The organism is Bacillus sp. FSL H7-0578 (assembly GCF_038630855.1).
Lineage (GTDB): Bacteria > Bacillota > Bacilli > Bacillales > Bacillaceae > Bacillus > Bacillus safensis.
The window spans coordinates 686,627-709,936 of sequence record NZ_CP152045.1; the positions used below are offsets into that span (position 1 = coordinate 686,627).

Below are 23,310 nucleotides of genomic sequence, written 5' to 3' on the forward strand. Positions count from 1 at the left end.
TTATGCTTCTACTTTATTGAAGAACTGCGGCAAATATTCTTTGTGTGCTTCTAGCATTTCATCTAGGATGCTTTTTGCAATGGCATCTGATGGGACAAGCGGGTTGATGGTCATTGCGACAAGAGCTGTGTTGTAATCGCCTGTCACGGCTGCTTCAGCAGCTACACGTTCAAAGGATTTAATTTGAGAAATGAGTCCTTTGACAGCGACTGGCATTTCACCAACAGCAATTGGTTTAGGACCGTCTTTTGTGATAACACAGTTGAGTTCAACCGCAGAATCATTTGGAATGTCACTAATAGCCCCATTATTAATGGTGTTTACAGGCTGAATGTCATGCTTGTCGTTATAAATGGATGCAATTAAGTTACAAGCCGCATCACTGTAGTAGGCACCGCCTCGTTTTTCAAGCTGTGGCGGTTTGATGTCGAGATCAGGGTCTTTGTAAAGCTCGAACAAATCATTTTCTAATGCGCGAACGACCTCAGCACGAGTTCCTTCATTTGCTGCTGCTTTCTTTTCCTCAGCCAGCATATCACTTGTTTTGTAGTAGTAGCGGTGATACGGACAAGGAATGACGCCAAGCCCTTTTAAGAAATCAGCATCCCACGGAATCGCTTGAATGTTGTTCATTGACATGCTGGAGTTTGGATCAGCCATGTCTTCAATGACTTGATCCATGATGCTTTTGCCGTCTAAGAATACATTGAGTCCAAAGACCATATGGTTTAACCCAGCAAAGCTGACTTCGACTCTGCTTGCGTCGACACCAAGCCCTTTGGCGATTCCCATGCGAATGCCGATCGGCACGTTACATAAACCAACGACTTTGCGATGGTTTGAATAACGAAGAACGGCTTCAGTAACCATACCAGCTGGATTTGTGAAATTCACAAGCCATGCATTCGGGCAAAGCTCTTCAATATCTTTGACAATATCAAGAATGACAGGAATGGTGCGAAGTCCTTTGAATAGACCTCCTGGACCATTTGTTTCTTGACCAATGACATCATATTTTAAAGGAATGCGTTCATCCTTCATACGTGCTTCAAGAAGTCCGACACGGAATTGTGTTGTGACAAAATCAGCATCTACAAGTGCTTTCCTGCGATCTAATGTTAAATGAACCTCGATTGGAAGCCCTGCTTTTTTGACCATGCGTTTTGCAAGATTTCCGACGATCTCAAGCTTTTCTTTTCCCGCTTCAATATCAACGAGCCAAAGTTCGCTAATCGGAAATTCATCGTATCGTTTAATAAATCCTTCTACAAGCTCTGGTGTATAGCTTGATCCTCCGCCAATTGTGACAACCTTTAATCCTTTTGCCATGCTCTGCACCTCCGAATAATGTAACGCGCAATGTTATAATAGAGAAAAGTCTTTTTTATTGTGTACATCAATAGCTTATCGTGAGAGCATCGCGTGCGTAAATGACTTCAGCGTCTTTAGGCAAGGGTGCCCTATTTAGAGATTTGTTACATAAAAGAAACACATTGTGACATGTTGTTGGAGAAAGGGGAAGTCAGATGTTTTCAAGTGAGGTCATTTCCAGCTTTAATGAACTAGAAAGCGCTTTATACCGATATATCATGGAAAACAGTGAAAAGGTCGTGTACATGAGAATTCGAGACCTTGCAGATGCTGCACATATTTCCACCTCGTCTGTCCTTCGCTTTTGCCGAAAAGTAAATTGTGATGGCTTTTCAGAGTTTAAAGTGAAGCTCAAAATGTATTTAGAATCAGAGCAGACACCTTCTTTAAAAAGCACACAGCACTTTCTATATGAATTTATTGAACGAACATTAAAGGGGGACTTTGAGGGGAAAATTAAGGAGGCAGCGAAGCTCATTGCTGAGGCAAAAAATGTGCTGTTTATTGGGACTGGCAGTTCTGGCATTTTGGCGCAGTATGGAGCGAGGTACTTTTCAAGTCTTGAGAAATTTTCATTTTACATCAACGATCCGTTTTTCCCGATGAATATGCAGTATTTAGACAATAGTGTCACCATTGTGCTGTCTGTATCAGGGGAGAACAGTATTACGATTGATCATATTTCGAAGTTAAAAAGAGAAGGCAGCACAATCATTAGTATTACGAATAACCAGCACTGCACGATTTCGCGCATTTCAGATTTAAATATTGCCTACTACGTCACAGATGAACGGGTCCACAGAGCCAATATCACCACACAGACGCCAGTTGTGTATATTTTAGAAGCCATGGCCCGTGACATGTTTGCGATGTTAAAAGAAAAGTAAAAGAGCCGCTGCATACATCAGCTGCTCTCTTTTTTCTGCTTCATAAAAGCAAGGATGGCAATGCCGGAACAGACGAGCACAAACAGACCGCCTAGCAAATACACAGACCTCGCCCCGTATACATCTGCAATCAATCCAACAAAAAAAATAGATAAACCGACCGATACTGAAGAAAGGACGTAGTGAGCCGAATACACCTTTGATAAATCACGTACTGGCGTTTCCGTTTGAAGAATGGTTTGCTGCGAAACATCTCGGATTTGATAAGCAGGCCCCATCAAAATACAAAGCAGCAAAGCAAGCCACGGGAGGCTGTTCAGTGAATAGACAATGGTCAGCACTGCATAAATGAATGAACCAGCTGCCATAAAGAGGAGAAGCTGTTTTTGGATAAACTGACTCATCCATGCAGCTAAGAGCCCGCCTATGATGGCACCTGTATAATAAGCGGCATTGATAAATCCCCACCATTCCTCACCTTGCTTTAAATCATGGGTGACAAAAGCAAGCGTAATTGCTCCGATCCACACAGCACCCGCAATATTTTCACAAACATCCATAAAGGTCAGGGTGCGCACCGTTTTATTTCTCCAAATGATCGTCCAGCCATCTTTGAAGCTGTTCATCTTATTTGCTTTTCGAACCGTCTCTTCTTGCTTGAGAAGAGGAAAGACAGGAATGAAAAATAGATAAGACAATACAATCATGACACAAGTGATCCACATTAAATAAAATGGCCCGATCCATAGGACGAGCATTCCAGTGAACGAATAGCCGGCGATTTGAATCATTTGATGAAAAATGGAGGCTGTACTGTTTGCTTTCACAAGCTGATTTGCTGGCACAAGCATCGGCATGATGGCCTGCATTAAAGGACTGATGAACCCGCCTGTGAGGGAAATCAAAATGAGCGCACTAAACAGCCAGATTATATGCTGCTGAAAGAAATGAAATTGGGCTGTAAACACGATGAGCATCCCAAGACGTAAAAGCGGGACCCATTTCAATAGGCGGCCAGCTTGAAAGTAATCGGTTAAAACAGGAGAGAAGAGCCCAGCCAATAGCTGGCATATTGTTCTGATCAGCGGAAATACAGCCGCATAGGCAACAGATTGTGTATCTTGATAAATGACAAACGTGATCGTCATCACAAATAAAATATCACTCAGCATGAGCAGGCTTTTACTGCTTGTATAACACCAAAACTTGTTTCCCATATCAAACCGGCTCCTTTTCAAAAACAAGTTTAGTATAGCATGGTGATGAAGGGTCCATAGGCTTTCCATTGAAAAATACATCTTAAGGATGAGAAGATTGTGATAAGCTAAATGAAGGACATTGTAAGGAAAGGGGTTCAATCGATTGAAAAAATTACCGGCTCATGACTTTTTGGACAAACACGAGATCCCATATGAGATCAAAACATTTTCTGCCGAAACAGAGAAGGGAGCAGCAAATGTAGCGGCAGCTCTTGGTTTTCGTGAAAGACAAATGATTAAAACATTGATTTTTGAAACAGGAGAAGGAGAGCAGCTGCTTGTGATGGTTGGCGCTGATCAGCATATTAAGTCAGGGAAACTAAAGAAAGCCGCCGGCTCCCGTAATATTAAAATGGCTTCACCGGAGAAGGTTCTTGAAGTGACGGGCTATCGAATTGGCTCGATTCCGCCGTTTTGCTGGCAGCCAGAAGGATTCCGCACCATTATTGAGGCTTCGTTATTAGAAGAGGAGATATTAGGTGTTGGAGCAGGCGAATGGGGAAATGAAATCCTCATCACCCCAGAACAATTAGTGAAAGCCTCAAAAGCTGTACCGTTTGACATCGTGCAGCCAGCCGAATAGAAAAAAAGTGCCTGTTTCAGAAGCAGGCACTTTTTTAATTGGCAGCAGGCGTAGTAAATGGACCGATACCTTTCATTTGCAGGAAGGCATCCACGGTTCTATTTTCTTCAAGATCATTCGCCCGTTTGCACACAACAACCGGTCTGACGATCTCAATGCCTTCAATGTACACGCGCCCAATTTCTTGCCGCTTGAGACTGCCATGAACCGCATCACGGGGAACAAGTGTGATGCCATATCCAGCTTTGATCATTTGAATCGCTTCATGAACACCGCTGAATTGTAAATCAACGGTTGGTTTTTTGATCCCTTTCGAGGTAAATAATGAAAAGAGCTTATCTCTTGTGGAACTGCCTTCTTCACGCATCAAAAAAGGCTCCTGACTCAGGCGCTCTAGCGGGACAGTTTTTCCGTTCAATGGATGGTCTGCCGGCACAATAAAATCATAGCTTAAATTCGTTAAATGAGAGGTGAGAATCTCTTCATGGTGCAGATCCTCGATCACAGCGATGGCCACATCTGATTCATATTGAAGCAGGCTCTCTAAAACTTGAGCGGAGTTTCCGCTTTTTAATTCAATTTCTGTCTGTGGTGAAGATGTTTTAAAGGCAGCAAGCCAATCTGGCAGTAAAAAGTTAAGTGGTACATAGGTAGAAGCGATGCGGAGCCGCCCCTTTTTTCCGTTTTGTAAAAGTGTGATCTGATATTCTACTTCCTTTTCAGCCTCGAACACTTGCCGGGCATAAGGGTATAGAATTTTCCCCATTTCCGTAAGTGTAATGCCTCTGCCATTTCGTTTAAAAAGACGGAAACCGATCTCACTTTCAATGCTTCTAAGCTGAGCCGTCACAGCAGGCTGTGTCAATGACAGTACGTCTGCTGTTTGTGTAACGCTTTTTGTCTCTGCGACCTTTGCAAAAATCCGAAGGGCATGTAAATTCAACTTTGCACCACCTATCAATTATTTTGATGGTTTAATCAAAAACATTCATTAGATTTATTATAAGGCATCCCTTATTGTAAAGATAGCGAAGGGGGAAGGGAAATGGATCATCGTCGAAAGCAAGTGGTGTCAATATCGCTTATCACAGCATTTGCACTGATTGGGGATTCAATGCTTTATATTGTTCTTCCGATTTATTGGAAAGAGATTGGTTTATCGTCTATTTGGGAGGTCGGGCTGCTGCTGTCCATTAACCGATTCATCCGCATCCCGCTAACGCCTGTCGTTTGGTGGCTCTATCGGTTTGTCCCAATGAAGACTGGTGTATTGATCGCTATTTTGATTGCTTCAGTGACCACGATGCTATATGGTGTGAGTGGTTTTTGGCTGCTGCTGATTTGCCGCTGCGCTTGGGGGCTGGCATGGACGTTATTGCGTATGAGTGGAATGAGATTAATTGCTGAGATGGAGGAAAGCTCTCAAGGGCATTATACGGGCATTTATAATGGACTTTACCGGCTTGGCAGTTTATTCGGCATGTTATTTGGCGGAATATTCGCCAGCCTGATCGGCTTCCAGTCCATGACGTTAGTTTTTGGTTTACTCACATTACTAGGGGTCATTTTTTATGTCTCTTTGGATGAGATTGAAAAGGGAGAAGAGGGGCAGGTGTATCAAGTCATCAAACAGAGGTGGCTTGCACGGGATGTTGTAAAAGTATTAATGACAGGTATGCTGATCGCACTTGTGATACAAGGGTTATTCGCATCAACATTCAGTCATGTCATTGAAGCAAGGATTGGTCATGGTGAATTTGCTCTGTTCGGCTTTGTTATCGGAGCTTCGGCTTTAAGTGGAATCATTCAAGCGCTCAGATGGGGGTGGGAACCATTTGTAGCACCGAAAACGGGCAGATGGTTTGATGGGCTTGTGATGAAGGAACGAACGCTTTGCTGGATGTTTCTTTCATTTGGAGGTCTCAGTTTTCTGGCGGTCATGCTGAAGGTAAGCGGCTGGTTTCTTGTGATGCTGCTTTTGATCCAACTGCTCTCAACAATCTTAACGACATTAACGGACACGCTTGCTTTTCAAAAAGCGTCTGCTCAAACAGATAAAAACCGCTTCCTCGCAAGCTATTCCTTTGTTCAAGATATGGGAGCGGCTTTAGGACCCTTGTGCGGGTATACGATGATTCAGTTTTTTGGATCAAGCAGCGTCTTTTGGCTGATGCTCATCATAAGCTTATTGCTTGTCAGCATGTGGGCAAGAGGCAGGGAGCTGCATGTTTCTTCTGATCCAGCGTAATAAATCAAGCGTTATACAAAAAACTGCCTCATGCGCTGGATGCAAGAGGCAGTCATGTTTTTTTATTCTAGATCTGAATCATAGGCTTTTTGCGTCAGCTGGCTGACCACCTCTTTTAACCCATTTGGTTTATGAAACTCAACAGGTGTGCTTCCCTTTTCGAAGACGATTTGATCTGCTTCAACGAGCACGACATATCGATTGTTGAGCTTTGCAATATGGATTGATTGGCCGAAGTCTGCTAGAAGACCTTTGATTTCCGTTTCGCCTAGACGCATTTTCATTGTGATATCAGGGGTTTGTTCAACAATATGGGAGGCCGCTTGTGTGACCTGTTCTGTATCGAGTGTTTCTCTAATTTCTCGCTTTTCACTCGCTTCCCATATTTCAAGATCCTCTTCAAACTGCTTTAATTCTTCACTTTCATCCTGTAATGTTTCAAAAACCTGTTCCTGTACCATATTCATGACCTGTGATTTCATGATTTCAGGCATGGATTCACCGTATTCGACGAATTTCAAAAAGTCCTCAAAATAACGAGCGTGTGAAGATTGATGAATTTTCACTTCAGCTTCCTCAGTCATGCCCTCTTCTGGCATAAACGGGTATTGAATTGATTTCATGTTTTTTGTCGTAATGGCCATTTCGACTTTTCTAATCAAGGTAGATGTATCAGCGATAGAAGCCACTTTCTGTTCGAAATCGCATTTCATAATAAAGACAAAGGAATCATCGAAATACTTTTTTGGAACAGCAGAAGCAACTAAAAAAACGCCGCCTCTGACAGCACTTGTATCTAAATATGTGCGAACAAACTGTTCACTGCATTCATTAAACAATTCTTTTGTATCTGCAAATCTCGTTTGATGAAATAGGTTGTAGTTGGGATTTGAATCGAGCTCATGACCGGGTTCTACAATAAATCGGCCAATTTTGGTCGGTACTTGTTCAGATTTAGGGTGTCTGTCCACTTTTCGTTTGACGATTTTTTTCAGCTCACCGTCTAAAAAGTCCTTCAGCTCACTTTGTTCAAATTCTTCTTGATCTAGTGTTTGATAATGTTTAAACCGTTTATTTGCTTGTTCATCTTTGCCTTCGATTTCCACGACAAAGAATGAGAGAAAACGTATCGTAAAATCCATTGATAGGTCACCACTTTTTCTTCTTCGGATATGTTGAGTATAGAAAAAGGAGTGAAAATCGTCAACGAATGGAGAAATATCGTGTCATTATTTCCCGAGAAATGTTTATTGAAAAACACTTGATAATAATTATCATTCTTGATAGAATGATAAAAGAAAAGAAGGAACCTGCCAGTTCCTTCATCTCAGAGAAAAATAGATTATTTTGTTTCAAATGTTTCGCAATCAGTTTCAGTATTACGAGTCACTTCAGTCATCGTGTTTTTACCAATTTTAATGGTAGAAGCGGTACAGCTGTTTTCAGCCCAAAAACGGCAAGAGTTCACTTCACAAAGAACGTTTTGTGCCATGGGAATTCACCTCCGTGATTCATATTGAGAATGAAGCAAGCTGCCACTTGAATTCATTCAATCTAGTAGTCTCTTTGTAGAAAGAGGCTGTCTGTGCTGATTATGCACATGTTTATCATACCATCTACCCTGAAAATATACAATTTAAACTTTGGAAGAGCGAGAATATGAATCTCGCTCTTTTTTTATTTGTAAAAATAGTTAAATGCTAGGTGGCACACTCTCTCATTTCGACATATGAATAGAGTAGATTCAAAACCTGATGTCGGACAAAGTATGAGGGTACATGTACTGATTTTCCGCATAAAGATAGGGTTTTAATCAAAAATCTTCATAGAGAGATGAGGGGAGAAGATGAAAGCAGTCATTCTCTGCGGAGGAAAGGGAACGAGAATGAGTGAGGTCACACAAGCGCTTCCTAAACCACTTGCTATGATCGGAGACCGGCCTATACTATGGCATATTATGAAAATCTATCAGTATTACGGTGTAGACGAATTTATCCTATTGCTTGGATATAAAGGAGAGAAGATCAAAGAGTACTTTCTGAACTACGACTGGCAGCATCACAGCATGCAGCTCGATATGACGACAGGAGAAATGAAGCTATTAGGGAAATCGGAGAACTGGAAAATCACCTTTTTAGATACAGGTGAAGATACGATGACAGGCGGACGTTTAAAGCAGGCACAGGATTACATTGGTGATGAGACCTTTATGATGACGTATGGTGATGGACTGGCCAATATCAATATGTTTCATTTGCTGAAACGTCATCAGGATCTTGGAGCAGCTGCGACTGTCACAGGCATTGAAAAGAAGTCCCAGTACGGGACACTGAAGGTGTATAACGGGATGGCACAATCCTTCTCTGAGAAGACAGACAGTATCGGGATGATCAATGGAGGATTTTTTGTGTTGTCTTCAAAGGTATTTGATTATTTGACAGACGATGATCAATGCGTGTTTGAAGCAGAGCCTCTTCAAAACCTGGCGGATGATGGAGAGCTTGCCGTTTATGAGCATCACGGATTTTGGACAGCAATTGATACGTATAAAAACCTGAAGGAAATCAACGACATGTGGACAGATGGAAAACAACCATGGAAGGTTTGGTGACAGCATGAGCGGATTTTGGAATGGAAAGAACGTATTTGTAACTGGATGTACAGGGCTGTTAGGGAGCTATCTCGTCAAGGAATTGATTGATCAAGGGGCAAACGTGACTGGACTTGTGCGTGATCAGGTGCCTAGGTCGAATTTATATCAAGGCAGTCAATTTGAAAAAATGAATGTGGTGCAAGGCGCATTAGAGGATATGCAGACGATTGAACGTGCGTTAGGAGAATATGAAATTGACACCGTCTTCCATTTGGCTGCCCAAGCCATTGTTGGGGTCGCGAACAGACATCCTGTTTCTACATTTGAAGCAAATATCTTAGGGACATGGAATGTGCTTGAGGCTTGCAGAAGACAGCCGCTGATTAAACGAGTGATCGTGGCATCAAGTGACAAAGCATACGGTGATCAAGAGCAGCTGCCATACGATGAAGACATGCCGTTAAACGGGAAACATCCGTATGATGTCTCGAAGAGCTGTGCAGATCTCATTTCTCATACGTACTACAACACATACGGTCTTCCAGTTTGTATTACACGCTGCGGTAATTTATATGGAGGCGGGGATTTGAATTTCAACAGAATCATTCCGCAAACCATTCAGCTTGTGTTAGAAGGAAAGGCGCCGGAAATTAGAAGTGACGGGACATTTATTCGTGATTACTTCTACATTGAAGATGCAGTGAAGGCTTATTTGCTGCTAGCTGAGAAGATGGAGGAAAAAGGGCTGGCGGGAGAAGCCTTTAACTTTAGTAACGAGATTCAACTGACAGTGCTAGAGCTTGTGGATAAGATTTTAAAGGCAATGGGAAGTGAACTGAAGCCTCGTATTTTGAATCAAGGAACACATGAAATTAAGCATCAATATTTGTCAGCAGAGAAAGCGAGAAAGCTGCTTGATTGGAAGCCTGATTACTCCATTGATGAAGGCTTAGAGAAGACGATTGAATGGTACCGCGAATTCTTTCAAAAATAGAGGTGTAAATAGATGAACAGCATATATTGTACGGTTCTTTCAAGTGGAAGACTTTATCAAGCCATTGCGTTTTTCTTATCGTTGAAGCAAGTAGAAGATGATGCTGTCATCAAGACGTTATGTATGGATGATGCTGCATTTGATTTGCTTCATCAAATGAATTTTCCGCATGTGGATCTTGTTCATGTACGGGAGCTCGAAACACCAGAGCTGCTGGAGAAAAAAGAGGAACGGGATGCATCGGAATATTGCTGGACCTTAAAGCCGATTTGGATTGAGTGGTTATTTGAACAGGAGCAGGCAGAGAGCGTGACCTATCTTGATGCGGATTTGTTCTTTTATGAGAGCCCTCAGGTGATTTTTCAACATCAGCCGAATGCTTCTGTTTTAATTTCGAGAGGGGATATTGTCATTCCAAGCTTTGATGCAGAGGAAGTGAAGATGCTTCAGAAGCTTTTAGGACGCTATAACTCAGGCTTTCTGCATTTTAAAGGAGATGAAGCCGGACGAAAATGCCTCAGCTGGTGGAAAGAAGAATGCTTAAAAGAATGTAAAAATGCACCGGGAGAAGGCAAGTTTGGCGATCAAGGATATCTAGATCATATGCCGAGGCTGTTTGACAAAGTAGAAGATATTGAGACAAAAGGCGTGAATATTGGTCATTGGAACTATGGGCAGCATTCTTATCGGGAGGAGAATGGACGTATTCTTCTGGAGGATGGGCACCCGCTCATTTGCTATCATTACAGCGGCTTTCGGATTGTGAGTAAGGATGAGATGCAGCAAATTCATGAAAAGGGACGAAATGACCTGCCGTTTTTTCAAGAAGCCTATCGGCAAGTGCTTCGCCACGTGATTGAATCTGTGGAGCAGGTCGACCCGCTGTTTAACGGCTATGCCAAACGGGAGGAGGATGACGCATGAATGAAAAGCCAAAGGTAAGCGTCATTATTCCAAGCTATAATGCCAAAGAGCGTTTAGAGGGAAGCCTTTTTTCTTTAACGCTTCAGGAAACAGATATTCCATTTGAAGTCATTGTTGCTGATAATGGCTCAACGGATGGCACGATGGAAATGCTCGAGAATATTGAGGTGAACTTCCCATTTAAAAAGGTGCGTATTCCTGTCAATCAAGGAATTGCAAAGGGGCGTAATCATGCCATTCGCGAGGCGGAGGGGGATCTGCTCATTTTTCATGACAGTGATATGCTGGCAGAACCGAGATTTATTCAAAAGCATGCAGAGGCCCATGCTGACAGGGAGAGTCTTGTAATTTGCGGTGTGTGCTGGAAGCGGATTTATCGCTATTTTTACACAGCTTTTGATAAGGATCATATGAAGCGGTTGAAAAAGCAAGGACTGTATAAACGGAAAATGGAGGACAAAACGCCTCTTTTATCATTGGAAGAAGTCGAAAATGGTGCATTTCTAGAGAAAAGCTTCGATTTGCAGTCTGAGTTTATTGATATCCTGAAAGACATTTTGGAAACGTACCACTATGATTTAGGTTCTTATGAGCTGCCATGGCGCTTTTTTATTACAAATAACTCCTCTGTTAAACGTAAGCATGTCATGGCACTAGGGATGTTTGATGAAAATATCGTTCGGTATGGATTTGAGGATTATGATTTAGGAATTCGACTGAATCAGCTTGGTCTCTCCTTTGAATTGCGAGAGGATATCATGAGTGTGCATCAAGAGCATCCAAGTAATTTAACGTCATTTGATGACATCAAATACAACATTTTGTATATGTGTGAGAAGTATAACAATATTGATTCCATTGATGTCCATTTGGCTTTCTCTGGTCCGTTTTCTCACACTGTGACAAATGATATTGTGAAAGAAGTTCGGCAGCTGCGTGAGAATCCAGCATTTGATGACCTGTTATCCTATTTTTTAGAGCTGCTTCATTTGATCACAGAGCGGAATGTAGGCATCAAGCGGGATAAAAAAGATATGCTGACAGCCAAGCATGTTCCTTTGAAAAAGCTGGCAGAAGCGGCGCAGCTTGCACGTGAGGAGTATGGCTGCATGGTGCTTGTAGAAGCCATTCAAGGGCTGACGAAAGAGCTGTTGCGCGTTGATTTGTTCCAAGTGGATGTGTTGTAAATGGCGTCTTATCACTTTACAACCATTGTGTCGAATACCCATGTTTTTAAGCTTTTGGCGCTGATTCATTCGCTTGAACAAAACGCTCATGCCTTTAAGCTGTCCGTTTTATGTGCAGACCCTTTGGCTTATAATGTATTAAAGGAGTTCCCTCACCCGCATGTTCAATATGAACAGCTTGAGGACATTGAAGATGATACGCTGCGAAAGGCAAAAGAAGATCGAACGTTTCATGAGTATTGCTGGACGTTAAAGCCTGCTTTTCTGCTCAACATTCTTGAGTCCTCAGATGCGGATTATCTTGCCCATCTGGATACGGATTTGTATTTTTATCATGATCCGGAGGCGATTTTTGCAGAGAATCCAAGCGCTCATTTATTTTTGACGGATCATATGAATTCCAAGCGGTTCTATCATTTTTATGAGTTGTCTGGCCGCTTTAATACAGGGTTTGTAGGCTGTCGTAACACAGATGTTGCCATACAGGCAGTCACGCAATGGAAAGAAAATTGTCTTGCCCATTGTACAGTAGAAATGGATACAGAAAAAAAGACGTACGGAGATCAGCGGTATGTGGAAAGATGGGTTGATGATTTTGAAGGGGTTCATATCGTTGCATCTAAAGGAGCCAATGCGGCGATTTGGAACATTGAAAACTACAAGCTTTCAGTTGTAAAAGGAGATATGTATCTCGACGAATGTCCACTCTTGTTCTATCATTTTTCTGCCTTTACGATCATTGATGAGAATACCTTTAACCTTAATTGGTATTACTATATGAAAGAACAGAAGCTTGTGGATCATTTGTATATTCCGTATGCCGACTTGGTTCATCAAAAGATTAAACAGGTGCAAAAGGTATTTCCAGAATTTAAGCAAGGATTTATTGCGAAGAAGCATGTGCCTGACACGCATTTTTATGAGAGATGAAAAACCGCTCATTTATTGAGCGGTTTCAGCGTGTAGACAAACCCTCGCATTCTTTGTCAGGTCTGCGCTCCGGTGCTCGCCCTTCCTAGACTGCAAAGGTTTTCTATCACGCTGAAAAGAAGACAAAGTGCTAAAATACACATCATTTTATCCCTTTGTCAACAATTGAAAAAAACCGCTCATTGATTGAGCGGTTTTCTTTTTATGATTCATTCCATTTGGAGATGGTTTGGTCGCTAGGAAGTAAGAAGGCTAGGATGCCTAATATCGGTAAAAAGGCAACACCGATCATGGTAGGCGTTAAGCCGAAGGCATCAATGAATGAGCCGAGGGCAACCGATCCGATTGCACCCATACCAAACGCAAGCCCAACAGTTAAACCAGACATTGTGCCAATTTTCCCGGGAAATAGTTCTTGGGCATAAACCACGGTAACAGAGAAGCTTGATGTCAAAATGAGCCCAATCAGCCCGAGTAAAACATAAGCAAAAACGGGTCCGGCAAATGGCAGCAGCAGGGCAAGCGGGAAGGATGCCAATAAGGAAACTAAAATCACGTTTTTCTTGCCAAAGCGGTCTGCAAGCGGACCGCCTAAAAATGTCCCAATTGCACCTAGAATGAGAAATAAGAAGATATAAGTCTGTGATTCTTTAATCGTCAAACCGTATTGTTCAATCGCATAAAATGCATAGAAATTCGAAATGGCATTTCCATACCAAGAGCGGGCGAAGATGAGAAAGACGATAATGCCAAGTGCAATGAGTGCTGATTTACGATGAATATCAGATCTAGCCGCTTTTGTAGGTGTTTTTTTCGCTTGGGCCCGAATGGTTTGAAGCCTTCCTGCGTACCATCTTGAAATATAAAGAAGGAAACCAACCGCCAACATTCCAACAATCGTAAACCAAGCCACGCCTGTCTGACCGAGCGGGACGAGCATTAATGCAGCGATAAGCGGAGCAAAGGCTTGACCTGTATTCCCGCCTACTTGATAGATGGACTGGGCAAGACCTCGTCTTGGACCAGCTGCCATGTTGGCAACACGGGAGCCCTCTGGATGGAAGATCGCAGAGCCGAGTCCGATAAAGACAACGCAAAGCAGAATGGTGGCAAAGGACGGAGCAAACGCGAGTCCGAATATACCGACAGCACTTGAAAATAAAGCAATCGGAAGTGCATAAGGCATCGGCCGTTTATCTGTGTACCACCCAATAGCAGGCTGCATCACGGAGGAGACCATATTTAATGTAAAGGCAATCAGCCCTAATTGTGTAAAGGTCAGCCCCATTGAGCGTTCCAAAATAGGGAACATCGCAGGAATAACAGCTTGTAATGTGTCGTTCAGCATATGACAAATACCAATAATCAATAAGATGGGATAAACCGTTGAGCCGGTAACAGAATGTTGAGGTTTATCCTTTGTACGAGCAGCAATGGCCAATGAGACTTCCTCCCTTCATTTATCTGTTTTCTGATTTTTGCATTCTTCTCATTTTATTCATAAGGTGAACTATAAAACAATAGCAAATTGTCATGATTTAGAAAAAAAGAGACACAAGCATTTGATTGAGCTTGTGTCTCTAAAGAGTTATTTGTAAAAAGAAGCAATCACAGGCTTCATTTTTTGAACGACAAGCCCACTGCCGCCGCGGTTTTTTACCCCTTCGATCATGCCGACGAGGACGTAATCTTCTTTTTTAGGATTAAACGCAAGTAAAAATCCATTTTCGGTGCCGTCTGTTGCACCTTGTTTGCTTTTTAACTCTGCCGTTCCCGTTTTAGCGGCAATATCCGCTCCTTCGATTTGTAAGGAGTGGGCTGTTCCGTTTGGACTGGTCACGACCTTAGTCAATGCATCTTTCACTGTGTTTGCCGAGCCTTCTTTGATGATTTGTTTTGGTGAAGCTGTTTTTTCATCTTGAATCACTCGAGGATAGACAAGCTTGCCTCCTGTAGCAAATGGAGAATAGGCATGTACTTGTTCAATCGGTGACATGAGTAATTCGCCTTGCCCATACGCCGAGTCAGCCAGTAAGATATCCGATTGAATGCCATCGTTCGATACTTGTGCAGGCTTCATTGTAAATGGCATGTGTAAGTCTTCGCCGAATCCAAATGTTTTCACTTTTTTATCGTAGGTGGCTTTGCCTATTTCGAGTGCTTCCTGTCCAAAATAAATATTGTCTGAGTACACAAGGGCATCGACCATATTTACTTTTTCTTTATCGTGAACCCGGGTGATGCGATAATTTCCCCAAGATTGATCCTTTTGCCATTTCAGTCCGTGAATGGTGCGCACTTTGTCAGGCTTTGTGACACCTGTTTCCAGCCCAATGGCGGCTGTAATGGTTTTGAATGTGGACCCTGGTGCATACCGGCTCGCATATCGAGCTTGGAATGGAAGGTCTGGATTTTCACTGTATGCCTGATATTGCTTAGGTGTAATCCCGTTTGTCATGAGATTGACATCGTAGGAAGGGGTGCTGACAAGTGCTAATAGATCACCTGATGATGGATTCATGATCGTGACGGCCCCTTTTTCACCTTTCAGCTGATCATAGGCTTTTTTCTGTAAAGAAGCATCAATCGTCAGCTTCACTGTTTTTCCATCTTTTCGAGCTGATTTTTGCAATGTTTCTTCAATGCCTGTTTCATCATGGACGATGAGAATGCTTCCGCCATCTTGTCCGCGTAAGTTTTTGTCAAATGTGAATTCAAGGCCGGTTTTGCCGATGATTTGATCCGCTTTTAATGCTGGATTCCTTTTGATATCATCCGCATTTGCTTTTCCTACATATCCGGTGAGATGAGCGGCGGCTTTGTTATATGGATAGTAGCGCATTTCCTTTGATTGATAGGTAACGCCATTGACGTCCTTTGGAATTGGCTTTTGTTTTAACATCGATTTGAGCGGGACAAACGTGTCGTCTGTGACCCATGCTTGTTTCAGCTGATTGTTGATTAGTTCTTCCTCTATATCAAAAGCTTTGCTGATTTTTTTGATATTGCGTTCTTTTTCTTCTCCTGTTCCGAGCTTGCCCGGGATGATGCCAAGTGCGTTTCCACCAGTTGTTTCTGCCAGCGTACGTCCTTTTCGATCGACAATGTTTCCGCGGACAGCAGGGTCTGATTTGACCTTGATGGTATCTCCTTTCTCCATTTGCGGGAAGATGAGATTTGGTTTCCAGTCCACTTTCCACTTGTCGCCCTCTTCAGAGAGAATGCCCTTGTAAGACAGCTTATGCAGCTTGCCAAGAGACGTTTTCATCGTTACATCATAGGAGAATTGATACCCATCTCCTTTGTCCTGTTTTTCAACGTTGAGTTTTGATATGTTCAGATCATAAGCACCAATGCCGTTGAAAATATTGTCGTATTTTTCGGCTAGTTGTTTTTTTGAAAAGTCATTGGCTTTCAAAGATGCACTTGTCACCTCATCTGCCAGCTTCGTAAAGTCTTTCTTCTCCATATGTTTCGTAAAGCTTTGAGCGGCTTTTAAAGCCTCTTTTTCTTTTGAGAAAAGAGTATCTTTTAAGAAAAAGAAAGCAGCAGCAACTACGATGATGCTAAGAAGAGGGATGATGACTTTTTTCTGTTTCCAAAATGATTTTTTTTGACCCGTATACAATGAAAACACCTCAATTTTTGATTAGATCCTCTATATTTTACAGTGATTGGTCGTGATTTGTATAGTTTCTCATAGAAACCTAGCTAAATAGATAAGAAAAACGACCTGTGATTTATCGTTTAGGATACCCAATTTTATTAATAATATCTAAGTCCTCTATTGAAGAAAAAGGTGAAATCATTTATGGTACAGACCTAGCCCTGTATTACTCACAGTAAAAAGACAAATTTAAAATTCTTAAAAGATACGTAGCTAGATATCAGAAGATAATCCTTACAGCCAATTCTTAATTTACATTTATGGCGGGTGTAAGCCAATTAGAACGTGATATTATCCAATGCTTAAGGTCTGCTTGAGATACCATGATGCAGTAAAGCTTTATAAAGAGGAAAATAAAATTGTAAATCAAATGTGTGAAATGACAAATCTGTGTAAAGCTTCAATTAGAAAGATATCGGAAAGAAATTGATGAGTTATACCAAAAATCACAAGTATATCATCGGAAATAAAACTCATATAAAGGTGGAATTATATGCCTAAAGTAGACAATTTGTTATCCATTTTATGGATGCTTCGTTCGGATAAAAAAATAACTGCAAAACAAATTTCAGAAAAGTTAGAGATGAATATAAGAACTGTGTATCGTTATATTGATACACTTTCAACGAGTGGCGTACCTATTATTTCAGAACCAGGACATAACGGTGGATATAGTTTATTGAACAATTTTATAGAGGCCCCTCTATTTTTTGATTTTGAGGAGATGACTTCACTATTTCACGCTGCTGTTTTTGCAGAAGAAGCCGGATATTATGGAGATGAAGCGCTAAAAAGGGCCATTTCAAAACTTAGTAAACACTCAAATCAAGAGCAAGAAACAAAGGTAAACCAACATATAACTAGTCTTGAAGTAATAAGTCGAACCCCTTCAATCTCTTTGGAACCTTCTTTAAAGAAGTTGGAAAAGGCCATAGCAGACGCATACACGGTGAAAATTCTTTACAATAAAAGTGGAGAAAAGCAATTACATCATAGGTGTGTCGATCCATACAGAATAATCTATTGGAATAATAAGTGGTATGTGATTGGATTTTGTCATCTTAGGAATGATATGCGTAGTTTTAGAGTAGATCGAATTGAAAGTCTAATGCTGACAGTAAATCATTTTGACCAGAAAGAAAATTTTTCAGCACGTGACTTTTTTATAAACAGTCTCCTACCAACTTTAGAAGATAAGGAAGAGATTATTTCTTTGGTGATTCATGGGGATAAAAATGTATTGGCTGATATTTGCCAACATTGGTTTTTAGGACATTATTTACAAGAACGGACTTCAGATCAAGCAGTTTTTCTTCTTCCAAAAGATATGATACATACATATGTACCTTATTTACTTTTACCTTATAATAAATCTATTAAAGTTGTTGAGCCAATTAGTCTTAAGAAAAGAGTTATTGAAGTTTTGTCGGATTTGATAAAATTTTACCAAGTATGATAACTTCCCTGACGTTAACTGTCAGGGAAGTTATTTTATAATAGCTATATCAATTGTGAATGGAAGGTGATTGGATGCAAACAAAAAAAGTTTATCTATATGTATTTGATACGATGTCTGACTGGGAATATGGATATTTAATCGCTGAACTAAACTCAGGTAGATATTTCAAAAAAGATTTAGCACCTTTAAGAGTAATTACAGTAGGAGTTAATAAAGAAATAAAGACTACTATGGGAGGTTTGAGCATAAAACCAGATATTTCCCTTGAAGAATGTAATCTTGAGAGCAAAGATCTTTTGATTTTACCAGGAGGGACGACTTGGGGTGAAAAAATTCACCAACCTATCTTGGGGAGAATTGGTCAAGCCTTAGAGCTTGGCACAATTGTTGCTGCAATTTGTGGTGCAACTGACGGGCTCGCGAATATGGGATACTTAAATACTAGAAGGCATACAAGTAATAACTTAGAATATACTAAAATGGTTTGTCCTAACTATAAAGGAGAGAAGTTCTATGAGTTGGCACCTGCGGTATCTGATGCGAATTTAGTTACTGCATCAGGAATAGCTCCTTTAGAATTTGCAATGGAAGTGCTGAAAAAAATAGAAGTATTTGCACCAGATGCCTTACATTCTTGGTATAACCTGAATAAGACACATCAATCTGAATATTTCTTCCGATTGATGAATTCAATAAATAAATAAATGAAGTAACGGAAAAAGCTCAATTTCACTACTTTGATTTGTAGAGAAGTGGAGCTTTTTATTTTGGACTTGTCTTATCGTTTGTGATACTGCCCCGATTGTACTAAAAAGCCGAGCACATTAAGAAGATGAAGGCTTTGATCGAATCGAGACAACCGGTGTTTTTGTTTCTTTTGGCTTCGGTGTTTGTGTGGATTTTTTGATGCATGTGTCCTTTGGCGTGTAATAGGTTGCCCCAATATTGAGCCTGCCTTGAAGCTGGTCAATAGAAAGCTCCCCAAATTCTAAATGGTAGTCAATTTTGTCCACTCGCAGGGATTCGATATGGATGTGTGTATCCTCTGAGACAGGAGCAGCTGGTGCAGACATTTTTTGCTCAAGAGCGGCGAGTCTTTTTTCTAGCTCAATGACAGATGGGGATGGATTGGATTCAATTTTTTTAAAGAGTGATTGAATGAAATGTTTCAAGTAGACCACAACCTTTTCTTCCGCCTTACTCTAGTCTATGGAAAAGCTGCCCCGTATATACTTATAGAGATGACAAGAAAGGGGAGAAGCATATGCTGCCTACTCAGGTTCACATTGCCCATATGAAAACGAATTCGATTGGCACAGGATCATCTATGACGTTTGGCTCGACGTTTGTTCGCAATCATTGCAGTACGATCAAACGAAACAATGGCTTTGGGGAACAGAATGCTGATGGCGTGATCACGATCCTGCCAATTGAAACAATTGATGATCGTGATCAAATAGACGCAGTGAGTATCAATATTCGTCATCTATGATGATAGCCGTCGCTTTTCCTTCATCCTTTTGCAGGCGGATGTAAAGTACACCGTCTTTAAAGGCAGCATTCATTTGACCAAGAATCATTTCTGGAAGGCGGATTTTCTTTTCAAACGGACCATACTTCCCTTGCTTTTGGCGAAAGTCCTGTTCGTTAAAAAAGGAAAAACGCTGTCCTTTCACAACCAAATATTCACCATATGATAACACCTGAACATCTTCCTTTCGGTAGCCAGGCAAATAAATTAAATATTGAATTTCTGCATGGGTTTCCACCATGTCGATTGGAGGAAACGACGCATCTGAACCCCGCTGATCCTGCTGTGTGAATGTAAATGGAGATGGACCGTTTGCCATAAAGGGGGATCTTTGCTCATCATCGAAGATCATTTTCCAAAAATCATCTCCATGCATTTGCTGGGCAATATCCATCCACTGCTTCATTTTTTCGAAGTCCATGTGAAGACCTCCCGTTAACATACTTGATGGGTGCTTGCATATACCTATAAAAAGGAGGTTTATCTGTGGTTCAACCAACTCCGTATATCAATATTAATATTTTCATGTTAAAAATTAATTCCTTTGAAAATGCGTCGGCGGTGAATGTCGGACAAAATTTGTTAGCAGAGTGGCAAAACTCAGATAAAAAAAATCAGGGTTACGGACAGAATTTTGGAGATGCCAGCGGTTTTGTCGGTACAAAAAGCCATGTAGATGATCGAGATCAAGTGGACTCACCTGCCTCTTTTTCACCAGCAGCTAAACCCATTCAAAGGAAGTGACGTGTGATGTTATTCTCACCCTCAGTCGTCAATGTCGGTGCTTTTAAAATCAATGCAATGGATCGGGGTGCATCACTGACGCTAGGACCTTATCAGCAGATTGATTATTTTCTCTCAATGAAAATGAACCAAGGTTTTGGTGAGGACAATGGAGATTGTTCACCGCTTGTCATTCCGATTTCAAGCGTGCTAGATCCAGATATGGTGGACTCAAATTCAGTCAAAAACAGCGTGATTTAAGCAAAAAAAGAGACCGGGAATCCCCGTGTCTCTTTTCTAATGTGTTTCATTGAGATGGCTTTTTCGTCTTGCATAGGTGAAATAGACAACAACACCGATGGCGATCCAGATGAGGAAGGCTCTCCATGTGACCCAAGAAAGTGTTGTCGCAAGTGTGATACAAATGATCGCGCTGATAATTGGAAGCACAGGCACGAATGGCACTTTAAACGCTGCTTTAACATTCGGGTGTTTTTTTCGCAATATGATGACCGCAATGGAAATCACCGTAAAGGCTGCAAGTGTTCCGATACTGACTAAATTCGCAAGCGTCGATAAATTCACAAAACCTACGATACATGCTGCGACTGCCCCTGTCAGCCAAGTGTTGGCAACAGGTGTTTGTGATTTTGGATGAACCTTTGAGAAAACCTTTGGCATAAGTCCATCGCGGCTCATCGCAAAGGTTAAGCGAACCTGTGCATAGACCAAGGCAATGAGTACCGTTGTAATCCCAATAATGGCACCGGCTGATATGATACCCGCCACACTATTCAGACCGACCACTTGAAGAGCAAATGCGACAGGATCACTGACATTCAGTTTCGTATAGTGAACCATGCCTGTTAAGACAAAGGAAACCCCGATGTATAAAATGGTACATACACCGAGCGCTCCCATAATCCCAATCGGCATTGCCTTTTGCGGATTTTTGACCTCTTCCGATGCATTGGCGATTGCATCAAATCCGAGGTAAGCAAAAAAGACTGTTGCTGCGCCTGCGATCACGCCCTCAAATCCCATTGGCATAAACGGTGTCCAGTTTTCAGGTTTGACGTAAGCAAAGCCTGAAATGATAAAGAGAAGGACGATGGCAATTTTGATCAGCACAATAATGTTATTCAGCTTTGTGCTTTCTTTGACGCCTCTTGAGACGATAAAGGTGATGAGCAAAATAATGAGTGCGCCTGGAAGGTTAAAGACGGCCCCGTCAGCGGCTCCAGGTGCAGCTGATAAAGCCTTCGGTATGTGCAGGCCAAATCCGCTGAGCAGTGATTGAAAATAGGACGACCATCCACTTGCTACAGCAGAGAGCGCAATGACATATTCAAGCATGAGATCCCAGCCCATTAAAAAGGCGAGAAATTCTCCAAGTGTTGCGTAGGAATACGTATAAACGCTTCCTGACACAGGAATGGAAGAGGAGAATTCAGCGTAGCAAAAAGCAGCAAGGGCGCATGCAATCGCAGCCAAAATAAAAGATATAATAATCGCAGGTCCCGCATCATTTGCCGCAGCAACCCCCGTAATGACAAAGATTCCAGTCCCGACCACACAGCCAATGCCAAGCAAGATTAAATCAAACGTATTTAACGAACGGCTGAGCCGCTTTGTTTGACTTTCAAGCATGAGCTGGTCGAGAGATTTTTTTCTAAATAAAGAACTCATGTTGACCTCCTAATGGATAAATCTTTTCGTAAGACGAATGTTAGTATATGCGCAAATGACAATTTAGTCAATTGGTTGAAAAACGCTTTAAATCACTAAAGTGTTAAACGTCACAACCGAATAAGTGTATAAAAAGAGACATCCGCCGTGAGATCGAAGGCGGATGTGGTGTCAGACGATCTATGTCTGATCAGCAAATATTTTTTCATTGTACAGCACACTTGGATGAGTCGGATGATGGGCGGAGGAGGCATGGTGATGTATTTTGGCTTGCTCCAGGTCACCGAGCTGATAATAACAGTAGCAAAGCTGAAGGTGAGGATACCACGTTTTATATTGTGTAAGTGTGAAGGCTGTTTCGTTTTCAGGAGCCTTCAGCGCCTGCTCATACCAAAAGATGGCTGCCTGATGTTTATTTTGTATTTTTAGATGATCCCCGATCCGGCAGCAAAATTCTGGCCGGGGCTGATCATATAAGAAGGATCGTAATAAGGAGGATAAGGCCGCTTCCTCAAAGCCTGCCGCATAATAGCAGTCCGCTAAATATTGGCATGTGCGAATTTCATCCTCAATCCAGCACTGTTTTGTGTTTAAAAATTCATGATAAAAACGAATCGCTCTGACATGCTGCCCATTGTCTCTTAATTCATTGGCAAAATAAAAGAGATCACGGGGCGTCATGTCCTCTCCTTTTGCCAGCATGTCTTCATAAATTCGCAAGTTGCGCCCAGGCTCACCAGCAGTTGTTTTCTTGCGTTTTTGATGTGTGACGGCGATATCTGCTGGAAAGATGTTTCCATACACTTGAAGAAACTCATGAACGGCCCCGTACCACTGAAAGTTTAAGGAACGCTTCACAAGGCGATTTCTTCTATATTTGAAATTGACTTGACCGCTTTCATCGAAGCCCACATGATAAAACATCGAAACGGCATCCACTGAGGGATCAAGTGTCTGCTTGAGTTGAAGCAGTTTTTGGCGGTCTTCTTCAAGCAGAACATCGTCAGCATCGAGCCATAAAATATACTCTTTCGCTGCATGTGAGAAAGCAAAGTTACGTGCTTTTGCAAAATGCTGCACCCATTCAAAATCCAGCACCTTTGCTGAAAAGGAATGAGCGATCTCTTTTGTTTGATCTGTTGATCCCGTATCAACGATGATTATCTCATCGACAATGTCTTGAACAGAAGAAAGGCATTCCGCCAGCACTTCCTCTTCATTTTTCACAATCATACATAAGCTAATGGTTATCATCTTTAGATCAC

Annotated in this window: 24 protein-coding genes and 1 pseudogene; 14 read left to right on the forward strand and 11 right to left on the reverse strand. The window is 41.6% G+C overall.

What is annotated here, in order from left to right:
- A complete protein-coding gene (locus tag MHB41_RS03425; protein WP_024424565.1) occupies positions 1 to 1,329 on the reverse strand; it encodes a 6-phospho-beta-glucosidase in 1,329 nt (442 codons plus the stop codon).
- 197 nt (positions 1,330 to 1,526) lie between these two features.
- Here MHB41_RS03425 and MHB41_RS03430 point away from each other — a divergent pair, with 197 nt between their 5' ends.
- Entirely contained in the window at positions 1,527 to 2,258 is a 732-nt protein-coding gene (locus tag MHB41_RS03430; RefSeq protein WP_034282778.1) for a MurR/RpiR family transcriptional regulator, read from the forward strand.
- A gap of 17 nt (positions 2,259 to 2,275) precedes the next feature.
- On the opposite strand, the gene MHB41_RS03435 is transcribed toward MHB41_RS03430, so the two are convergent.
- Complete coding sequence (locus tag MHB41_RS03435; protein WP_340899187.1) at positions 2,276 to 3,475, reverse strand: MFS transporter; 1,200 nt, start codon at positions 3,473 to 3,475, stop codon at positions 2,276 to 2,278.
- A 145-nt stretch (positions 3,476 to 3,620) separates the two neighbouring features.
- Here MHB41_RS03435 and MHB41_RS03440 point away from each other — a divergent pair, with 145 nt between their 5' ends.
- The gene (locus tag MHB41_RS03440) at positions 3,621 to 4,100 is read left to right on the forward strand and encodes a YbaK/EbsC family protein (RefSeq protein ID WP_034282772.1); all 480 of its coding nucleotides are present in this window, start codon (positions 3,621 to 3,623) and stop codon (positions 4,098 to 4,100) included.
- 34 nt (positions 4,101 to 4,134) lie between these two features.
- Here MHB41_RS03440 and MHB41_RS03445 read toward each other — a convergent pair whose 3' ends face one another.
- Positions 4,135 to 5,043 carry a LysR family transcriptional regulator gene (locus MHB41_RS03445; protein WP_024424569.1) on the reverse strand — a complete coding sequence of 303 codons (909 nt, stop codon included), beginning with the start codon at positions 5,041 to 5,043 and terminating at the stop codon, positions 4,135 to 4,137.
- A gap of 102 nt (positions 5,044 to 5,145) precedes the next feature.
- Between MHB41_RS03445 and MHB41_RS03450 the strand changes: the two genes are divergently transcribed.
- Positions 5,146 to 6,348 (forward strand): MFS transporter, encoded by a 1,203-nt coding sequence (locus MHB41_RS03450; protein WP_098676673.1) that lies wholly within the window; start codon positions 5,146 to 5,148, stop codon positions 6,346 to 6,348.
- Positions 6,349 to 6,410: 62 nt separating this feature from the next.
- Here MHB41_RS03450 and MHB41_RS03455 read toward each other — a convergent pair whose 3' ends face one another.
- Complete coding sequence (locus MHB41_RS03455) at positions 6,411 to 7,490, reverse strand: DUF3900 domain-containing protein (RefSeq protein WP_034282768.1); 1,080 nt, start codon at positions 7,488 to 7,490, stop codon at positions 6,411 to 6,413.
- A gap of 200 nt (positions 7,491 to 7,690) precedes the next feature.
- Entirely contained in the window at positions 7,691 to 7,840 is a 150-nt protein-coding gene (locus MHB41_RS03460; protein ID WP_072367870.1) for a DUF1540 domain-containing protein, read from the reverse strand.
- A 354-nt stretch (positions 7,841 to 8,194) separates the two neighbouring features.
- On the opposite strand from MHB41_RS03460, the gene rfbF reads away from it, so the two are divergent.
- From rfbF to MHB41_RS03485, 5 genes are read left to right on the forward strand one after another with little or no spacing between them, the layout of a single operon-like run.
- Positions 8,195 to 8,959, forward strand: coding sequence for a glucose-1-phosphate cytidylyltransferase (gene rfbF / locus MHB41_RS03465; protein ID WP_098676671.1), 765 nt, complete (start codon positions 8,195 to 8,197; stop codon positions 8,957 to 8,959).
- A 4-nt stretch (positions 8,960 to 8,963) separates the two neighbouring features.
- A complete protein-coding gene (locus MHB41_RS03470) occupies positions 8,964 to 9,935 on the forward strand; it encodes a GDP-mannose 4,6-dehydratase (protein ID WP_025092661.1) in 972 nt (323 codons plus the stop codon).
- A gap of 12 nt (positions 9,936 to 9,947) precedes the next feature.
- Positions 9,948 to 10,859, forward strand: a complete 912-nt coding sequence (locus MHB41_RS03475) for a putative nucleotide-diphospho-sugar transferase (RefSeq protein WP_024426658.1) — start codon at positions 9,948 to 9,950, stop codon at positions 10,857 to 10,859.
- Positions 10,856 to 12,046, forward strand: coding sequence for a glycosyltransferase family 2 protein (locus MHB41_RS03480; protein WP_034282759.1), 1,191 nt, complete (start codon positions 10,856 to 10,858; stop codon positions 12,044 to 12,046). Before MHB41_RS03475 ends, MHB41_RS03480 begins: the two co-directional genes overlap by 4 nt.
- Complete coding sequence (locus tag MHB41_RS03485; RefSeq protein ID WP_034282757.1) at positions 12,047 to 12,976, forward strand: putative nucleotide-diphospho-sugar transferase; 930 nt, start codon at positions 12,047 to 12,049, stop codon at positions 12,974 to 12,976.
- A 202-nt stretch (positions 12,977 to 13,178) separates the two neighbouring features.
- On the opposite strand, the gene MHB41_RS03490 is transcribed toward MHB41_RS03485, so the two are convergent.
- Both MHB41_RS03490 and MHB41_RS03495 read right to left on the reverse strand, forming a co-directional pair.
- The gene (locus MHB41_RS03490; RefSeq protein ID WP_034282755.1) at positions 13,179 to 14,417 is read right to left on the reverse strand and encodes an MFS transporter; all 1,239 of its coding nucleotides are present in this window, start codon (positions 14,415 to 14,417) and stop codon (positions 13,179 to 13,181) included.
- Positions 14,418 to 14,564: 147 nt separating this feature from the next.
- The gene (locus MHB41_RS03495) at positions 14,565 to 16,604 is read right to left on the reverse strand and encodes a penicillin-binding transpeptidase domain-containing protein (RefSeq protein ID WP_034282752.1); all 2,040 of its coding nucleotides are present in this window, start codon (positions 16,602 to 16,604) and stop codon (positions 14,565 to 14,567) included.
- 216 nt (positions 16,605 to 16,820) lie between these two features.
- Here MHB41_RS03495 and MHB41_RS03500 point away from each other — a divergent pair.
- The 3 genes and pseudogenes from MHB41_RS03500 to MHB41_RS03510 form a co-directional block, all read left to right on the forward strand.
- Positions 16,821 to 17,073: pseudogene (locus MHB41_RS03500) on the forward strand (recombinase family protein); the annotation flags it as partial.
- A 63-nt stretch (positions 17,074 to 17,136) separates the two neighbouring features.
- Positions 17,137 to 18,099: a YafY family protein gene (locus tag MHB41_RS03505; protein ID WP_046314053.1), complete on the forward strand. Its 963-nt coding sequence runs from the start codon at positions 17,137 to 17,139 to the stop codon at positions 18,097 to 18,099.
- 74 nt (positions 18,100 to 18,173) lie between these two features.
- Positions 18,174 to 18,806 carry a type 1 glutamine amidotransferase family protein gene (locus MHB41_RS03510; protein ID WP_034282747.1) on the forward strand — a complete coding sequence of 211 codons (633 nt, stop codon included), beginning with the start codon at positions 18,174 to 18,176 and terminating at the stop codon, positions 18,804 to 18,806.
- Positions 18,807 to 18,926: 120 nt separating this feature from the next.
- Here MHB41_RS03510 and MHB41_RS03515 read toward each other — a convergent pair whose 3' ends face one another.
- Complete coding sequence (locus MHB41_RS03515; RefSeq protein WP_046314051.1) at positions 18,927 to 19,274, reverse strand: hypothetical protein; 348 nt, start codon at positions 19,272 to 19,274, stop codon at positions 18,927 to 18,929.
- A gap of 92 nt (positions 19,275 to 19,366) precedes the next feature.
- Between MHB41_RS03515 and MHB41_RS03520 the strand changes: the two genes are divergently transcribed.
- Positions 19,367 to 19,594 carry a hypothetical protein gene (locus MHB41_RS03520; protein WP_034282746.1) on the forward strand — a complete coding sequence of 76 codons (228 nt, stop codon included), beginning with the start codon at positions 19,367 to 19,369 and terminating at the stop codon, positions 19,592 to 19,594.
- On the opposite strand, the gene MHB41_RS03525 is transcribed toward MHB41_RS03520, so the two are convergent.
- Complete coding sequence (locus MHB41_RS03525; RefSeq protein WP_024424582.1) at positions 19,575 to 20,054, reverse strand: Hsp20/alpha crystallin family protein; 480 nt, start codon at positions 20,052 to 20,054, stop codon at positions 19,575 to 19,577. The two genes, MHB41_RS03520 and MHB41_RS03525, sit on opposite strands and share 20 nt — an antisense overlap.
- A 65-nt stretch (positions 20,055 to 20,119) precedes the next feature.
- Between MHB41_RS03525 and MHB41_RS03530 the strand changes: the two genes are divergently transcribed.
- Together MHB41_RS03530 and MHB41_RS03535 are read left to right on the forward strand one after the other, a co-directional pair.
- The gene (locus MHB41_RS03530) at positions 20,120 to 20,377 is read left to right on the forward strand and encodes a hypothetical protein (RefSeq protein ID WP_003213975.1); all 258 of its coding nucleotides are present in this window, start codon (positions 20,120 to 20,122) and stop codon (positions 20,375 to 20,377) included.
- A gap of 6 nt (positions 20,378 to 20,383) precedes the next feature.
- On the forward strand, positions 20,384 to 20,617 hold the full coding sequence (locus tag MHB41_RS03535; RefSeq protein ID WP_034282744.1) for a hypothetical protein: 234 nt from the start codon (positions 20,384 to 20,386) through the stop codon (positions 20,615 to 20,617).
- A 36-nt stretch (positions 20,618 to 20,653) separates the two neighbouring features.
- Here the strand turns inward: MHB41_RS03535 and MHB41_RS03540 are convergent, their stop codons facing one another.
- Both MHB41_RS03540 and MHB41_RS03545 read right to left on the reverse strand, forming a co-directional pair.
- Positions 20,654 to 22,045: an amino acid permease gene (locus MHB41_RS03540; RefSeq protein ID WP_024426650.1), complete on the reverse strand. Its 1,392-nt coding sequence runs from the start codon at positions 22,043 to 22,045 to the stop codon at positions 20,654 to 20,656.
- A 180-nt stretch (positions 22,046 to 22,225) separates the two neighbouring features.
- A complete protein-coding gene (locus tag MHB41_RS03545) occupies positions 22,226 to 23,299 on the reverse strand; it encodes a glycosyltransferase family 2 protein (protein ID WP_024426649.1) in 1,074 nt (357 codons plus the stop codon).
- Positions 23,300 to 23,310 lie beyond the last annotated feature (11 nt).

Coding starts and splice junctions, on each gene's coding strand:
- MHB41_RS03435 (WP_340899187.1), bottom strand. CDS start 3,475: ATGGGAAACAAGTTTTGGTGTTATACAAGCAGTAAAAGCCTGCTCATG.
- MHB41_RS03430 (WP_034282778.1), top strand. CDS start 1,527: ATGTTTTCAAGTGAGGTCATTTCCAGCTTTAATGAACTAGAAAGCGCT.
- MHB41_RS03510 (WP_034282747.1), top strand. CDS start 18,174: ATGCAAACAAAAAAAGTTTATCTATATGTATTTGATACGATGTCTGAC.
- MHB41_RS03475 (WP_024426658.1), top strand. CDS start 9,948: ATGAACAGCATATATTGTACGGTTCTTTCAAGTGGAAGACTTTATCAA.
- MHB41_RS03460 (WP_072367870.1), bottom strand. CDS start 7,840: ATGGCACAAAACGTTCTTTGTGAAGTGAACTCTTGCCGTTTTTGGGCT.
- MHB41_RS03525 (WP_024424582.1), bottom strand. CDS start 20,054: ATGGACTTCGAAAAAATGAAGCAGTGGATGGATATTGCCCAGCAAATG.
- MHB41_RS03520 (WP_034282746.1), top strand. CDS start 19,367: ATGCTGCCTACTCAGGTTCACATTGCCCATATGAAAACGAATTCGATT.
- rfbF (WP_098676671.1), top strand. CDS start 8,195: ATGAAAGCAGTCATTCTCTGCGGAGGAAAGGGAACGAGAATGAGTGAG.
- MHB41_RS03485 (WP_034282757.1), top strand. CDS start 12,047: ATGGCGTCTTATCACTTTACAACCATTGTGTCGAATACCCATGTTTTT.
- MHB41_RS03540 (WP_024426650.1), bottom strand. CDS start 22,045: ATGAGTTCTTTATTTAGAAAAAAATCTCTCGACCAGCTCATGCTTGAA.
- MHB41_RS03535 (WP_034282744.1), top strand. CDS start 20,384: ATGTTATTCTCACCCTCAGTCGTCAATGTCGGTGCTTTTAAAATCAAT.
- MHB41_RS03505 (WP_046314053.1), top strand. CDS start 17,137: ATGCCTAAAGTAGACAATTTGTTATCCATTTTATGGATGCTTCGTTCG.
- MHB41_RS03455 (WP_034282768.1), bottom strand. CDS start 7,490: ATGGATTTTACGATACGTTTTCTCTCATTCTTTGTCGTGGAAATCGAA.
- MHB41_RS03425 (WP_024424565.1), bottom strand. CDS start 1,329: ATGGCAAAAGGATTAAAGGTTGTCACAATTGGCGGAGGATCAAGCTAT.
- MHB41_RS03450 (WP_098676673.1), top strand. CDS start 5,146: ATGGATCATCGTCGAAAGCAAGTGGTGTCAATATCGCTTATCACAGCA.
- MHB41_RS03480 (WP_034282759.1), top strand. CDS start 10,856: ATGAATGAAAAGCCAAAGGTAAGCGTCATTATTCCAAGCTATAATGCC.
- MHB41_RS03545 (WP_024426649.1), bottom strand. CDS start 23,299: ATGATAACCATTAGCTTATGTATGATTGTGAAAAATGAAGAGGAAGTG.
- MHB41_RS03470 (WP_025092661.1), top strand. CDS start 8,964: ATGAGCGGATTTTGGAATGGAAAGAACGTATTTGTAACTGGATGTACA.